The 14,787-nt window shown below is 67.1% G+C and carries 15 protein-coding genes; 7 read left to right on the plus strand and 8 right to left on the minus strand.

All coding sequences use genetic code 11. The annotated features are described in order from the left end of the window. Positions 1-30: 30 nt before the first annotated feature. Positions 31-966, minus strand: a complete 936-nt coding sequence (locus Q2T94_RS12165; protein ID WP_264270229.1) for a LysR family transcriptional regulator — start codon at positions 964-966, stop codon at positions 31-33. Between the two features lie 81 nt (positions 967-1,047). Continuing rightward, a complete protein-coding gene (locus Q2T94_RS12170) occupies positions 1,048-1,302 on the minus strand; it encodes a hypothetical protein (RefSeq protein WP_264270230.1) in 255 nt (84 codons plus the stop codon). Positions 1,303-1,439: 137 nt separating this feature from the next. Here Q2T94_RS12170 and Q2T94_RS12175 point away from each other — a divergent pair, with 137 nt between their 5' ends. After that, positions 1,440-1,934 (plus strand): hypothetical protein, encoded by a 495-nt coding sequence (locus Q2T94_RS12175; protein WP_302264627.1) that lies wholly within the window; start codon positions 1,440-1,442, stop codon positions 1,932-1,934. Positions 1,935-2,010: 76 nt separating this feature from the next. On the opposite strand, the gene Q2T94_RS12180 is transcribed toward Q2T94_RS12175, so the two are convergent. Then, a complete protein-coding gene (locus Q2T94_RS12180; protein WP_302264629.1) occupies positions 2,011-3,009 on the minus strand; it encodes an LLM class flavin-dependent oxidoreductase in 999 nt (332 codons plus the stop codon). 89 nt (positions 3,010-3,098) lie between these two features. Between Q2T94_RS12180 and Q2T94_RS12185 the strand changes: the two genes are divergently transcribed. Beyond that, the gene (locus tag Q2T94_RS12185) at positions 3,099-3,764 is read left to right on the plus strand and encodes a hypothetical protein (RefSeq protein WP_264270233.1); all 666 of its coding nucleotides are present in this window, start codon (positions 3,099-3,101) and stop codon (positions 3,762-3,764) included. A gap of 118 nt (positions 3,765-3,882) precedes the next feature. Here Q2T94_RS12185 and cspE read toward each other — a convergent pair whose 3' ends face one another. The 3 genes from cspE to nirD form a co-directional block, all read right to left on the minus strand. Then, positions 3,883-4,086 (minus strand): transcription antiterminator/RNA stability regulator CspE, encoded by a 204-nt coding sequence (gene cspE, locus Q2T94_RS12190; protein WP_007271190.1) that lies wholly within the window; start codon positions 4,084-4,086, stop codon positions 3,883-3,885. A gap of 246 nt (positions 4,087-4,332) precedes the next feature. Continuing rightward, entirely contained in the window at positions 4,333-5,124 is a 792-nt protein-coding gene (locus Q2T94_RS12195) for a sirohydrochlorin chelatase (RefSeq protein ID WP_302264641.1), read from the minus strand. Then, on the minus strand, positions 5,121-5,498 hold the full coding sequence (nirD, locus tag Q2T94_RS12200; protein ID WP_264270235.1) for a nitrite reductase small subunit NirD: 378 nt from the start codon (positions 5,496-5,498) through the stop codon (positions 5,121-5,123). Before nirD ends, Q2T94_RS12195 begins: the two co-directional genes overlap by 4 nt. Positions 5,499-5,863: 365 nt before the next feature. Here nirD and nirB point away from each other — a divergent pair, with 365 nt between their 5' ends. The 3 genes from nirB to Q2T94_RS12215 are packed head-to-tail and all read left to right on the plus strand — an operon-like array spanning position 5,864 to position 10,643. Then, complete coding sequence (gene nirB, locus Q2T94_RS12205; protein WP_302264644.1) at positions 5,864-8,497, plus strand: nitrite reductase large subunit NirB; 2,634 nt, start codon at positions 5,864-5,866, stop codon at positions 8,495-8,497. Next, the gene (cobA, locus tag Q2T94_RS12210; RefSeq protein WP_302264646.1) at positions 8,494-9,516 is read left to right on the plus strand and encodes a uroporphyrinogen-III C-methyltransferase; all 1,023 of its coding nucleotides are present in this window, start codon (positions 8,494-8,496) and stop codon (positions 9,514-9,516) included. The genes nirB and cobA overlap by 4 nt, the downstream gene beginning before the upstream one ends. Further along, the gene (locus Q2T94_RS12215) at positions 9,513-10,643 is read left to right on the plus strand and encodes a uroporphyrinogen-III synthase (RefSeq protein ID WP_302264648.1); all 1,131 of its coding nucleotides are present in this window, start codon (positions 9,513-9,515) and stop codon (positions 10,641-10,643) included. The genes cobA and Q2T94_RS12215 overlap by 4 nt, the downstream gene beginning before the upstream one ends. On the opposite strand, the gene Q2T94_RS12220 is transcribed toward Q2T94_RS12215, so the two are convergent. Further along, on the minus strand, positions 10,640-12,187 hold the full coding sequence (locus Q2T94_RS12220) for an MFS transporter (protein WP_302264650.1): 1,548 nt from the start codon (positions 12,185-12,187) through the stop codon (positions 10,640-10,642). The two genes, Q2T94_RS12215 and Q2T94_RS12220, sit on opposite strands and share 4 nt — an antisense overlap. Before the next feature lie 111 nt (positions 12,188-12,298). Here Q2T94_RS12220 and Q2T94_RS12225 point away from each other — a divergent pair, with 111 nt between their 5' ends. Both Q2T94_RS12225 and Q2T94_RS12230 read left to right on the plus strand, forming a co-directional pair. Further along, positions 12,299-12,841 (plus strand): TetR/AcrR family transcriptional regulator, encoded by a 543-nt coding sequence (locus Q2T94_RS12225; protein ID WP_264270240.1) that lies wholly within the window; start codon positions 12,299-12,301, stop codon positions 12,839-12,841. Positions 12,842-12,851: 10 nt separating this feature from the next. Beyond that, entirely contained in the window at positions 12,852-14,111 is a 1,260-nt protein-coding gene (locus Q2T94_RS12230) for an MFS transporter (protein WP_264270241.1), read from the plus strand. 16 nt (positions 14,112-14,127) lie between these two features. Here Q2T94_RS12230 and Q2T94_RS12235 read toward each other — a convergent pair whose 3' ends face one another. After that, positions 14,128-14,754 carry a trimeric intracellular cation channel family protein gene (locus tag Q2T94_RS12235; RefSeq protein WP_264270109.1) on the minus strand — a complete coding sequence of 209 codons (627 nt, stop codon included), beginning with the start codon at positions 14,752-14,754 and terminating at the stop codon, positions 14,128-14,130. Positions 14,755-14,787 lie beyond the last annotated feature (33 nt).

Raw genomic sequence — 14,787 nt, forward strand, 5'->3', positions numbered from 1 at the left:
TGACCGCCCTGATGCGCCCCCGCTCCTTGGTTAGCGCCGCTTGGGCCCGATGCTCAGCTCTGCCAGGACGTTGGTGAGCCGGTCCATGAACACCCCGACCTTGGGGTTGTCCCGACCTTCCGGACGCAGCGCGAAGATGCTGCGGGCCAGACGGATCTCGGGCGCGTCGATTACCTGGATGCCTGCAGGTGCCCGCAGCATGGCAAGCTCCGGAACCAGCGCGGCGCCCAACCCGGCGGCGGCCATGTGCAGCGAGGCATTGAAGTCGTCCGAATGGGCGACCACCCGGGGATGGATGTTGAATGCGGCAAAGAGCCGGGAGATCACCGTGGCATCGCTGGTGCCCGGATGGTGCATGATCCAGGGCATGTCCGCCAGCTGGGCGGCGCTGAAGACGGAGGTGCCGTCGAGTTTCCAGGATGCCGGAACCACTACGCGGAACGGGTCATCGCCCAGCCACTGGCGTTCCATCTGCGCCGGCCATGCGAGACCTCCCTGGCCCACTTGGAAGATCAGCGCGAGGTCCAGCTCCCCGTCCTGGCGCAGGCCTGTAATGGTCTGGTGGGGTTCTCCCACGTTCACGCGCAGGGCGATGCCGAGCTGGTCCCAGTCCCGGGATCCCAGCAGCTTGGGCAGGGCATAGGTGGCCAGGGAGGGAAAAATGCCGATGCGCAGTTCCTGCAACGGCTTGCCGCTCGGGTCAAGGTCCGGGGTGGAGGTCGCTGCCATGAGCGCGTCGATGTCCGTGAGCACGCGCTTGGCATGGCGCACCATGGTCAGGGCCGCGGGCGTGGGCTCGATGCTCTTGGCACCGCGGGTGAAAAGGGTGGTCCCGGTGTCGCGTTCCAGCGCCGACATTTGCTGCGAGACCGCCGAGGGCGTGTAGCCCAGGCGCAGGGCGGAGGCGGCGAAGGACTTCTGCGTCACCACTTCCAGCAGCGTGCGCAAATGAACCGGGTTGACCACTGAAACTCCTGTGCCTCGGGCGGGGTGAGAGCGCGGACCACTGATGGACCGCGCCCGTCCCATCCTAGACGGGCGACGAAGCTAGTGGCTTTCTTCCTCGAGGACTTCGTCCTCGGTCCACTCTTCCTCGACGGTTTCCTCGTCGTCGGCATCGTCCTCGGCGGTCAGGTCGTCATCGAGGAGATAAAGGTGCTTGCGCAGTGGATCGAGGGCGGTCATGGACTCGGGACTGTCGGACGAACCTTCGTAGGGCTGGCCGTCCCGTCCGTCGCCGGGTTCGTACATGTCGTCGTCGATCGGCTCATCGAAGACGGTGTCATCAAAGCTATTGCTCATCGTGCCCCTCTTTTCTCCATAGGCCGGGAACTGCGACTGATCCCCGATTGATTACAGCCTATGTTGCATCCGACCGTATGGGAATGGGCACTTTTTCGCGCACCGAAGCAGGCCCTCAGGCGGAGTAAGGTCGATATATGGACAGCGACATTTCCCCCCGATTCTTCACACCGGCCATCAACCGCCCGGCATTGCTTGCCGCCGCCGGAAGGATCCTGGCACCTGCATTGTGGCTGGGTTTGCTGATCGGGATTTCGTTCATCGAGACGCCGCTGAAGTTCATGGCCCCGGGGATGACCCTGGCGCTGGGCCTGGGAATCGGTCAGCTGGTTTTCGCCGCGATGAACATCGTGGAAGTGGTCTTCTTCATTGTGCTTGCCGCTTCCTGCATCAAGCGAGGCATGGATCGGGCATACCTGTGGGTGGTCGCCGGGTTGGGTGCCGTGTTGCTGGCCAAGATCGCGCTGATCAGGCCGTTCCTGGCCAAGCGCACCGAGGCGGTGCTGGCCGGGGCCGAGGCCGGCGGTTCAAGCTGGCACTACTTCTACATCGCCGCGGACGGCCTGCTTTTGGTCCTGCTTGTCACGGTGCTGGTCATGGGCGTGCGCCGCTGGGTGCTGCCGGGCCGGTAGGGTCCGCCGAAAGCATATGCAAGACGGCCACCGGGAAATCCCGGTGGCCATCTTGCATATGCCGATTATGGTGTGGCTAGTTCGCCGGTGCCATGGACATGGCCTTGGCGGTGATCTTCACCGACTCCAGGCGCTGGGCGGAGTTGCTGGAGTTGTGTACCGTGATCAGTTCATCGGCCCCTGCCGTGCGCGCGAACTCGTGCAGGTATTCGGCCACTGCCGATCCGTCGCCCACCGCGGTGTACTGGAGCATCTTCATGATCGAATCCCCGTGCGGTGAATCCAACAGCATTTCCACCTCGGCATCGGTGAACTCGGTTTCGCGGTTGCGTCCCAGCATCATCCGGATTCGATCGCGGCGAACCTGTTCCATGATGGCTTGCGCCTCGGCGTTGGTCCCGGCGGCAACCACGCCGACACCGGCAATGACGTATGGCTCGGCCAGGAACTCGGAGGGGCGGAACTCGTTGCGGTACGCGGTCGTCGCCTGCACCAGGGCATCGGGGGCAAAATGCGAGGCGAAGGAGTACGGCAGGCCCAGTTGGGCAGCCAGCCGGGCGCCAAAGAGGCTTGAACCCAGGATGTAGAGCGGAACGTTGGTTCCGCGCCCGGGGTAGGCATGGATTCCCTCGATGCGCGAGGTGTCCCCGAGAAACGCCTGCAGCTCGAGCACATCGTGCGGGAACGCATCGGAGGCCGCGGGATCGCGGCGCATGGCCCGGAACGTGGCCTGGTCGGTGCCCGGCGCACGCCCGAGGCCCAGGTCGATGCGGCCCGGGAAAAGTGTCTCGAGGGTGCCGAATTGCTCGGCAATCACCAGCGGCGAGTGGTTGGGCAGCATGACGCCGCCGGAGCCCAAACGAATGGTGCTGGTGTGGTGGGCGACGTGGCCGATGAGCACCGAGGTCGCTGACGAAGCGATCGAGTTCATGTTGTGGTGTTCGGCGTACCAGACGCGCTTGTAGCCGGTCGCCTCGGCGGTTTGGGCCAATTCGACGCTCTGGGCGAAGGTCTCGGCGGCGGAACCGCCACGGCGGATGGGGGCAAGATCAAGGATCGACAAAGGAATGCTCACATTAGCGGCAACTAGGGCCCGTCCGGTTTCATTCCCGCGGTGTCCGGACACACACGCATCCTGTCCACCCGGGCGTAGGATTTTGAGGCATGAAGCGGATTGCGTGGCTGTTGGCCGGCGGCCTGCTGGCAAGCACCCTGGGTGCATGCACCGTGCTGGTTCCGGATCCGCCCGAACCTGCGCCGTCCACCCTGCCGACTCCCGATCTGCTGGCCGAGCTACCGCCCGATTGCCCGCGGTCCGGCGGCGTGGCGGAGCCAGTGGGGATATCCCCGGGGACCGAAGCACAGATCGCCGCGGACCTCTTGGCTGCCGCGGGTGACTGGGTGAATGCCGGAACAGCCATGATCACCAACGAGCCGGAGTGGGCGGATCCCGGGTTGCCCGGGCACTGCCTCGGGGACCTGGCCGAGGCGCTCGGGCGGATCCACGGTTCGGCACTCCTGACCGGGAACGGGGATGAGACGTTGGGCGGCTTTCAGGCGGAAATGGTGGAGGAGAACCTGGCGAACCTGCAGGCCGCGCATGGCCAGGGAAGTGCCACGAATGCCAGGCGGGAACTGGCACTCGTGCAGCAATCCTCGCAATCGGACAGCGGAACCTTCCTGGACCTCATCGTGCGCAAGCTGGACAATCGGTCGATCCAGCCCAGCGGCATGGAGGAGTGGATGGTCATCGTGGTGCCGCAAGGGCCCCAAAACCTGGTGTTCCACCTGGAAACCAAGGAAGCGGCGCACGGCTTTTTCAGCTGGTGACCCGGAACCATCAGTCAAGGAAAGGGCCTCGGAAGTTAAAACAGTAGTGGGCGGCACCCCCCAAGGGGAGTGCCGCCCACCACTAATCAGCTAAATGCCGAAGTTGATGATCCGAAGCTTAGACAGCGCGGATATCGGTGGCCTGAAGGCCCTTCTGGCCCTGAGTAACTTCAAACTCAACGCGCTGGCCCTCTTCGAGCGAACGGAAGCCGTTCGACTGGATGGCGGAGTAGTGTGCGAAAACATCATCCGAGTTGTCGTCCGGAGCGATGAAGCCGAAGCCCTTTTCGGCGTTGAACCACTTAACGGTACCTGTTGCCATGATGGGTGTGTCCTTTCGAGACTGTCCTGAAATGGGACGTAGGGGAGTCAATTCCACTGTGGAATCCACTTGCAGCTACGTGATTCAACGCGGTTCAGAAAGGTACTCGCCCCGGCAACGGGGTGTTTGCACTGAAATTACTGCGAGAAAAACTAGAACTACAAGCTCTACGGTACGCTACTTGGCGGCCAGTTGCTAGCACGGGGGTCTGTTTGGGTGATTGTTTTCCCAAATGACCCCTATCGTTTACCTGTCCACGCACCGCCGGTAACGCTCGATGACGGTGTCAACGAGTTCCCGCGGCGGCGTCTGGCTGGGGTCCAGCAACGGGGCACCAAGCACATCCGGGCGGCAGCGTGCCACCAAATCAGCGAAGTATCCGGGTGCCAGCAGATAGCTGGAAACCACCGTGCGTCGGCCGGGGTTGAGAGTGCGGGCAGCGTCCAGGACATCGGGCAGGCGCGGCTCGGCTGCCGAGATGAAGGCGGGGGTCACGGGCACCTGCAACCGGCCGGCCAGCAGCTGTGCCATGGTCTGGCAATCGGCAATCCCCCGCGGATCCGTGGACCCTGCGCAGGCAAGGACCACTGCCTCGCCAGGGATCCAGCCGGCCTCCACCAGCCGGCGATGCAGCACTGCGGCCAGGGACGCATCGGGGCCAAGAGGGGCAGCCACCTTGGTTCCCGGGCGTCCGCCCGCGGCGGCGGCAAGATCGCCCGAGGCGTGGGTTCCGGCCGATAGCAGCAACGGGACGAGCGCCGCCTTCTGGCCCGGGGCAAGGGCACCTGAGTGCAGGTACGGATCAACCCGCGGATCCTGCACATCGACGAACGCTCCGTGCACGGCCGTTTCGGCCAGTGCGAGATCCACCACATCCACCAGCGCCCGGACGGCCGTCCGTCCGGCGGGATCATCGGTGCCGTGGGAGACCGCCACCAGATCGGGGGAAGGAATGGTTTCCATCCAGCCCATCCAGGCCGAGTGTTCAACGGTTCCGGCGCTCCGGTGGACGGTGCGCGTCAAGGTCGTGGTACTCATGGGGTCTTCTCCAGCCACAGCATGCCCTGGTGCAGGTGCACCGGGTGGATCGGCAACGCCGGTGCCGCCCCGCTGAGGCAGTCGCCGGTGTCCAGACGGTAAACCTCCTTGTGCAACGGGCAGGCAATCGTGGGAACACGGGTGCCGGCAATGGCCTTGTCGCCCAGGATGCCCCTGGCCATGACCTTGGCACCGGTGCCCGGGCAGTGGTGCGAGGCGGCGAAGAACTCTCCGCCTTCCGTGCGGTACACGGCCACCTGGGTGCCTTCAAGCCACGCGGCCTCGCCCCAGCCGGGCTCGAGGTCCGCCATCCGGCATACGGCAACCATCCCATGAACGGTCTCGAGCATGCTTTCTTCGAGCGTTGCACTCATCGCTTCGGTCCTCTCAGTACTTTCTTCTTGGATGCACCGAGCCTAGAAGGACCTTGTTACGCAAGGTGCGATGGAACGTTGCGTGCCGGTAAACCCCGGCTCACGGGACCGCGCCCGGCCGGTGATGCCGCGCATGGTCGTCCGGACGCGAAGCTACGGTCCCTCCGTTTTGCGGATGTTGGCAAGGAGAACCCGCTGCTGTCGTTACGGGCGTGTTTCAAATACCTCACGGTTTGCGTTTTATCTGGGACGCAGAGTTGTCCTGCCCGAAACATGGAGGAAATTGCGGGGCAAAACCGGTCTCCTAGGGTGGAAAGTGACCACCGACGAGCCAGCGTGCAAGAGTGAAAGTCGAGTAACAAATCATGAGTACAGCCAATGGATCCCGCCGCATTGTCGTGATTGGCGGCGGCCCGGCCGCCCACCGTTTCACCGAGGCGATGGCGGCCCGCGAACCGAGCAACCTCAAGATCACGGTACTCACCGAGGAAGCACACCTTCCCTATGACCGGGTTGCCCTCACCAAGGCCCTCACTGACTCCTCTGTCGACCTCACGCTGGGAGACGCCGCGCTTTGGGAGCGCGACAACGTGGTCCTGGAGACCTCCGCTGCCGTGAACCGGCTGGACGCGGACAAACACCTGGTCCACACCGCCGACGGACGCAGCTTCGGATACGACGAGCTGGTGCTGGCCACCGGCTCGAACGCAGCAACGCTGCCGATCCCGGGGAATGAACACACCCACGTCTACCGCACCCTCGAGGATGTCCGGGCCATTGCCGCCGGCATCGAGGTGCTGGCCGCCGGGCTGGGCCGCCAGCCGGTCGTGGCGACCATCGGTGGCGGGCTGCTGGGGCTCGAGGCAGCGGCGGGAGCCCAGTCCCTTGGCGCGCAGGCAGTGGTCATCGACGGCGGCAAGTGGCTCATGGGCACCCAGCTCGACGAAGGCGCCGGCCAGGCCATGGGCAGGCTGATCGCCCAGACTGGATTCACCGTCCACGGCGGGGTCTTCCCCCAGGAAGTCACCCTCGAGGAGGTCGAGGGCACCAAGAGGGTCACCGGGGTGCTGATGGCCGACGGCAACCACATTGCCGCCGACATGGTCATCGTTTCCATCGGTGTGCGCCCGCGCGACGAGCTGGCCCGCAACCACAACGCCGCGCTCGAGGCCGCTGGGCTGGCGGGGCCGGTCTTCGGCATCGGACCCCGCGGCGGCGTCGAGATCGATGGGCACTGTGCCACTGCGGTGCCCCACGTGTGGGCCATCGGAGAGGTCGCGAACTTCGAGGGCATGTGCGTTGGCCTGGTGGCCCCGGCCAATTCCATGGCCGAGGTGCTCGCGGCTCACCTGCAGGGCGGTGAAGCGGCCTTCACCGGCTTCGACACCGCCACCAAGCTCAAGCTTTCCGGGGTTGACGTGGCAAGCTTCGGCGACGGGTTCGCCCGCACCGAGGGCTCGCTGGAGGTCGTCTACGCCGACGCGGCCCGCGGCCTGTACCAAAAGATCGTCGTCTCCTCCGATGCCAAGGTCCTGCTCGGCGGGATCTTCGTGGGCGACGCGAGCCCGTACCAGTCGCTGCGCCCGCTGCTGGGCCGCGCGCTTCCCGCGGAGGCCGGCGCCTACCTCAGCGCACTGGGCGGCGAGGTGCCCGACGGCGAGTTGCCCGACGACGCGGTGCTCTGTTCCTGCAACGGCGTGAGCGTCGGATCCATCAAGGACGCGGTCGGCGGCTGCGGGTCCTGTGAGGGCAGCGAACCGGTCAACGACCTGGCGTCCTTGAAGACCTGCACCCGCGCCGGAACCCAGTGCGGTTCCTGCGTGCCGATGCTCAAGAAGCTCATGGAATCCCAGATGGCCAAGAACGGCGTCGTCGTCTCCACCGCCATGTGCGAGCACTTCGAGTTCTCCCGCTCCGAACTTTTCGAGGCGGTGCGCGTGGCCGGGCTGCACAGCTACCCGCAGATCATGGAACGCTTCGGCACCGGGTCCGGCTGCGACATCTGCAAGCCGGTCATCGCCTCGGTGCTGGCGTCCCAGACCTCGGGCCACCCGATGGAGGCCGGCCTGGCCGGAGCCCAGGACACCAACGACCGCGTCATGGCCAACATGCAGAAGGACGGCACCTACTCGGTGGTCCCGCGCATCCCCGGCGGGGAGATCACCCCTCAAAAGCTCGGCGTGATCGCCGCGGTCGCGCAGAAGTACAACCTGTACACCAAGCTCACCGGCGGGCTGCGCATCGACTTGTTCGGCGCCCGGCTGGAGCAGCTGCCGGAGATTTGGAAGGAATTGGTCGATGCCGGATTCGAGTCCGGGCAGGCCTACGGCAAGTCGCTGCGCAACGTGAAGACCTGTGTCGGTTCCTCCTGGTGCCGCTACGGCATGCTGGACTCGGTGGCCATGGGCATCGAGCTGGAGCTGCGCTACCGCGGGCTGCGCGCCCCGCACAAGTTCAAGATGGGCGTCTCTGGCTGCGCGCGTGAATGCGCCGAGGCCCGCGCCAAGGACGTCGGCGTCATCGCCACCGCCGAGGGCTGGAACCTCTACGTCGGCGGCAACGGCGGGGCGAACCCTGCCCACGGCCAGTTGCTGGCAGGGGGCATCGACGATAAGACGCTGATCCGCTACATCGACAGGTACCTGATGTACTACATCCGCACCGCCGACAAGCTCCAGCGCACCGCGCGCTGGATGGAGGACCTGGACGGCGGCATCGAGGCGGTCCAGCGGGTGGTCGTCGAGGACTCGCTGGGCCTGGGTGCCGAACTTGAGGCGGCCATGGAAACCCACGTGGGCAACTACCAGGACGAATGGGCGGCCACGCTCGCGGACCCCCAGAAGCTGCGCCGCTTCCGCTCCTTCGTCAACGCCCCGGAACAGGCCGATCCCGACCTGCACTACCTGCCCGAACGCGGACAGCACCGCCCGGCCGAGCCGGTGCGCCTGGGCGCGACCATTTCCATCGGAGCCCCGACCTCGACCCAGGAGCAATCATGATCGCCAACGGACTGCAATTGCACGGCCAATTCGTGCTGGTCGCCGGCGCCCGCTGGGCCGCCCGGCACGTGGTGGCACGCTATGTTTCCGCCGGTGCGCTGGTCCTGCGCGCACACCACCCGCACGAGCTGGAGGGCCACCGCGACATGCTGGGGTCGCTGCGGCTGGTGGTCGCCGTCGAGGACGGCGCCGCGGGCTGGGACGTGCTGGAGGAGATCGCCGCCGGCGAATCGATCCTGCTCTGCCGCGAACCGGCGGCCTCCCGCGATGGGGGCATCACCCTGCTGGGCGGGGGACCTGGCAGCAGCGACCTGCTCACGGTTCGCGGTGCCGCGGCGCTGGCCAACGCCGACGTGGTCTTCCACGACAGGCTGGGACCGGGCCACGACCTGGCGGTGCTGGCCCCCGGGGCGCAACTCATCGACGTGGGCAAGGCCCCGGGGAACCACAAGGTGCCCCAGGACCGCATCAATGAGCTGCTCATTGCCGAGGCGCGGGCGGGGCGGGCCGTGGTGCGGCTCAAGGGCGGGGACCCCTTCGTCTTCGGCCGCGGCTCCGAGGAACGCGACGCAGCGCTGGCCGCCGGGATCAAGGTCCAGGTGGTGCCGGGGATCAGCAGCGCGATCTCGGTGCCCGGGGCCGCGGGGATCCCGGTGACCGCCCGCGGGGTGTCCAAGGCCTTCACCGTGGTCTCGGGCCACGACCCCTTCAGCGACACCGAGCTGGCGCACCTTGCAGGCATCGGCGGAACGCTGGTGGTGCTCATGGGCGTGGCCACCCTGCAGCAAAACACCGCCGGGTTGCTGCGCCACGGGCTGGCCGCCGACACCCCCGCCGCCATCATCGAACGCGGATTCTGCGACACCCAGCGCAGCACCCGGGCCACACTGGGCACTCTCGCCGAGGCGGCGCGGGCCGCGGGCTGCTCCAACCCCGCGGTCATCGTCATTGGCGGCGTCGCCGCCCTGGGCGCGGGCGCCGACGAACTGGCCGCCCTGGGCTCGGCGGCCGTGCGATGAGCGCCACGGCAACGGCCGGCACCGGGACGCGGATCGGCGGGGCGCTGGCCGGATTCCGCATCGCGGTGACCTCCCAGCGGCGCTCGGCCGAGCTCATCGAGGCGCTCGAGCGCCGCGGGGCCCAGGTATTGCATGCCCCGACGCTGCGCCTGGCCCCGCTGGCAGAGGACGCCGAGCTGCTGGCCGGCACCCGCCGGATGCTTCGGCTGCGTCCCGAATATGTGCTGGTGAGCACCGCCTATGGCTTCCGCCGCTGGTTTGAGACGGCCGAGGCCGTGGGGCTTGGCGACGAGCTGGCCGAGGTGCTGCGCGCGGCACGGATCCATGTGCGAGGGCCCAAGGCGCTGGGGGCGGTGCGCGCCCTGGGCTTCGAGGCGGAGGCCAGGGCGGGGGAGGAGCTGACCTCCACCATGGTGGCCGGGCTGGCCCCGCTGTTGGAAGGCAAGGCCGTGGTGCTGCAGCACCACGGGATCGGGGACGACGAGGCCGCCGCCACGCTGCTGGAGGCGGGCACCCGCGAACTGCTGCGGATCAGTCCCTACCGCTGGGTGCCGCCGGAAGACGCCGGAAAGCTGGAGGTGCTGCTGCGGGCGCTGTGTTCGGGGTCCCTTGACGCGCTGACCTTCACCAGTGCCCCCGCGGTGGTGGCGTTGCTGGAGGCGGCACGGCACAACGGCTGCCACGCACAGCTGCTGGAAGCCCTTCAGTCCACCATCTGCACGGTGGCAGTGGGGCCAGTGACCGCAGCTCCGCTGCTCGAGGCCGGCATCTCGCCGCTGGTCCCGGCACGGCACCGGATGGGCGCGATGATCCACACCCTGGTCGAGCACCTGGGCCGGCGCGGGGCACTGGAATGCGCCACCGTGCTGGGCCCCTGCCAATTGCGCGGGGACACCGTCCACCTGGGTGGGAGGGGCCGGGAACTGGGGCCCGGCCAGCTGCGGATCTTCAAGGCGCTGCTGGAGGCCGGCGGAAACGTCGTCTCCCGCGGCACCCTGGCGGCGCTGCTGCCTGACGGGTCCTCGGACCACGCGCTGGACATGGCGGTGAGCCGCCTGCGCGGCGCGCTGCCCGATGCCCGGCTGGTTTCCACCGTGGTGAAGCGCGGCTACCGGCTCAACGCCTAGGACCGCGTTTCGGCCGGCACCCGGCGCAGCGCAAACGCCAGGATCGCGGCGGAGGCCAGGGCCAGCACCATGGCGATCGCGGAGGTGTACAGCACGCCCTTGTCGAAGGCCTCGGCGGCCGATTCCAGCAACCGTTCGGCGGCCGGGGCGCCCAGGCCCTGGGCAACCTCGTGGGCGCCGCCCAGGGTCTGGCGGGCGGTCTCGGCGTCGTCGGCTCCCAGGAGGGCGGGGATCGAGACGTTGCGGCTGTACGCGGCATTGAGGATCGAGCCCAGCACCGCGGTGCCCAGCACCGAACCGACCTCGTAGGCGGTTTCGGAGATCGCCGAGGCGGCACCTGCCTGCGCCGGCGGAACGGCGGAGAGCGCCATGTCGTTGGACAGCGTTTCGCTCAGGCCCACGCCGGCCCCCAGCACGCTGAAGGCCACCATGAGCATCGGGACCGAGCCCGACTGGCCGGTGAGCATCACGATGCCGTAGGCCAGGGCGTTGAGCCCCAGCCCCCACACCATCACGTGCTTGACCTCGAAGCGCCGGGTCAGCCGCACGGCCAGCAGGCCGAATCCAACCGTCAGGGCCAGGCCCGGCAGCATCAGCACCCCTGCCATCATGGGGCTGTACCCGGCGACCAGCTGCAGGTGCTGGGAGATGAAGTAGATGAAGCCGACCAGGGCGAAGATGCTCAGCAGGTTCACCGCCAGGGCGGCGGAAAAGCTGGGGTTGGCGAAGAGTCGCACGTCCAGCATGGGGTTGGCGCGCCGCAGTTGGCGGCGGGTGAAGGCCGCCCCGGCGGCCAGTCCCACGGCGATCGCCGCGACAGGCACCAGCGGCGAGCCGCCGTTGGCCAGCTCCTTGATGCCGTAGACGATCGGCAGCAGGGTCGTGATGGCCAGGAGAATGGACAGCGGGTCGATGGCCCCGGGCCGGGGGTCCTTGGACTCGGGAACCAGGGCGGGGGCCAGTACCAGCAACGGCACCAGCATGGGCACGGCGATCAGGAAGACCGAACCCCACCAAAAGTGCTCGAGCAGGAAGCCGCCGACGATCGGGCCCAGCGCGGCGCCGCCGGAGAAGCCGGCGGCCCAAATGGCGATGGCCTTGCGGCGCTCGAGCGGGTCGGTGAAGATGTTGCGGATCAGCGAGAGCGTTGCCGGCATCAGCATGGCGCCGAAGACGCCCAGCAGGGCACGGGCGGCAATGAGATGCTCGGCGTTGGCGGCAAATGCCCCGGCGGCCGAGACCACGGCGAATCCGGTGGAACCGATCAACAACAGCCGGCGGCGGCCGAACCTGTCGCCGAGGGAACCCATGGGCACCAGCAGCCCGGCTAGCACCAGCGGATAGATGTCAATGATCCACAGCAGCTGGTTCCCGCTGGGGGACAGTGCCGCCGACAGCGCCGGGACGGCGAAGCTGAGCACCGTGTTGTCCACGGAAATTAACAGCACCGGGAACATGAGGACCACGAGGGCGGCCCAGCGCCGACGGTGGAGCGTGCCGGGGGCCGGATTCCGGGGAGTGCCTGTGGCGCGGTGGATGCTCATGGGGATCGTTTTCCTGGGAAGCGACTGGACGGTTGACAACCATAACTGTACCGTCCGGACGGTATAGTTACAATGTGACGATGCCTACGTGAACGGGATAGGGTTCACTACATGTCTCGACCGCCATTAGCCAAGGAAAAGATCGTCGACGCCTACGCCGCGTTGCTGTGCGACGAGGGCGAGCGTGCGGCGACCATTGAGGCCACCGCCGCACGCGCAGGGGTTTCCAAGGGCGGCCTGCTGTACCACTTTGCCTCCAAGGAGGCCCTGGCCCAGGGTGTCATCGAGGGGCTGATGCAGGCCCAGGCCCAGGACCTGGAACGCATGGGTTCGGCCGCGGAAGGCGCATCGCGGTACTTCGTGCGCACCTCCACCGTCATCGGCAGCGACCTGGACCGTTTCTTCCTGGCCGTGCTTCGCCTGGCCCAGGCCGGCCACGAAACCTCCATCGAGGCCTTGGACGCGGTGCACTCCGGGTGGCTCGACCTGATCCGCGCCGAGGTGCAGGACAAGTACGTGGCCGAAACCATCATGTTGATCGGTGAAGGACTCTATTACCAGACCTCCATGCCCGGCCCCTGGTCCCAGGGAACCTTCGCCAAGGACCTCGAGCACCTGCTTGACCAGGTCGAACGACTCAAGAACGGCAGTTGAAAACCCCGCCATGTCACTGACGCCACCGCGACAAAAGATGGCCGGCCGGATCGGTGCACTGCTGGGCATCATCCTGATGGCCCTGTCCCTGCGCGCCGCGGTTGTCTCCGTGCCGCCGCTGCTGGGAAGCATCGGACCGGAACTGGGCTTTGATTCTTTTTCCACCGGCCTGCTGGCCATGCTCGCCCCTGTCGTCTTCGCCGGGTTCGGGCTGCTCACCCCGCGCCTGATCCGGTGGTGGGGGCTGGAAAAGGTGCTGGTCGCCGCGGTCCTGCTGGCCGTGGCCGGCCAGCTGCTGCGCGCCGTCGTGGGGGACGTGACCAGTTTCCTGCTGCTCTCGGCCATTACTCTGGCCGGATACGGCATGGGAAATGTGGTGTTGCCGCCGCTGGTGAAGAAATACTTCCCCGACCGCCTGGCGGTCGTGACCTCGGGCTACGTCACGATGTTGGCGGTGGGCACCTGGATGGCCCCGCAATTCTCCGTACCGCTGGCCAACCTGACCGAGAACTGGCGCGCATCCATCGCCGCCTGGGCGCTGCTCTCGGCCGTGGTCCTGGTGCCCTGGGGCATCCAGCTGGTCAGGGACCGCAGGCGCCCGCGCCCCGACACCCCGCTGGTCAACGGCCTGGTGCCCGCGCCACCGGTCCGGATCAACCCGTGGAAATCCCCCGTCGCCTGGGGCCTGGCCATCTTCCTGGCCGGAAACTCGGCGCAAACCTATGTTTACTTCACCTGGCTGCCGCCGTACCTCTCCGAACAGGGATTGGATACCCAAACCGCCGGATCGATGCTGGCGCTCTTCGCCATTCTCGGCCTGCCGGTGAGCCTGTTGGTCCCGCTGTGGGTTCCGCGTTTGCGCCACCCGATCGTGGCCGTGCTGGTCTTCACCGCCTTCTGGATCGCCGGCCACCTGGGCATGTACCTTTCGCCGACCGAGCACACCGCCCTGTGGGTGGTGTTTGCCGGCCTGGGCCAGGGCACCTTCGCCATTGCCTTGCTGATGATGAACCTGCGTTCGCGCAGCACCTACGGATCCGGAGTCCTGGCCGGCTTCAGCCAGGGCCTGGGATATGCCGGGGCGGCGGTTGCGCCCTTGCTCTTTGGCATTGTCAAGGACGCCACGGGAGGCTGGAGTGCCTCCTTTGCCATGCTGGGGATCTGCCTGGTCGTGATGCTCACCGGCGCGGCGATGATCAACGGGCCGCGGAAGATCGAGGACGGCCAGGGAGAAGCCAAGAGGCTCGGCGAACTCGAGCAGGTCAACTAGCCCCGCCCCTTTTGTCCTAGTTGAGTTCGGCCTCTCGGTGCCAGGGACCGACTGCCTTGGGGACGTGCCAGCGCAACTTCAGCGAGAGCACGCGGAGCGTAAAGACGATTGCCGCCACGCCAAGCTCCCACACCCACCCCGAGAAGCCCGCCACCCAGAGAGCTGCGATGAGGCCGGCACCCATCATGGCCGGAACCGCATACATGTCGCGCGGGTCGAAGATCGCCGGGGTCTGGTTGGCCACCACGTCACGCAGCAGGCCGCCGCCCACTGCGGTCGTGACTCCCAGCAGGGCGGCGGCAAAGGGGTTCATCCCGAGCTCGAGTGCCTTGACCGTGCCTGAAGTGCAGAACAGCGCCAGGCCCGCGGCGTCAAAGACCAGCAGCGGCCGCTTCAGCCGCTGCACGCCGGGGGCCACGAAATAGACCAGCAAGGCGGCAAGTGTCGGCGGGACGAAGTAATAGGGATTGGCGAACGCGGTGGGGACCTCGCCCAGGATCACGTCGCGAACGATGCCGCCGCCGATTCCCGTCAGGCCCGCCAGCAGCAACGACCCGACGATGTCGAAGCCGCGCCGGGCAGCCAACAAGGATCCGGAGACGCCAAAGAAGAAGACGCCCAAAAGATCGAACATCAAGGGCATTGTCACCGGTTCCCATCCTCTGTCTTCGGGGCT

The organism is Paeniglutamicibacter sulfureus (assembly GCF_030512175.1).
GTDB classification, from domain to species: domain Bacteria; phylum Actinomycetota; class Actinomycetes; order Actinomycetales; family Micrococcaceae; genus Paeniglutamicibacter; species Paeniglutamicibacter sulfureus.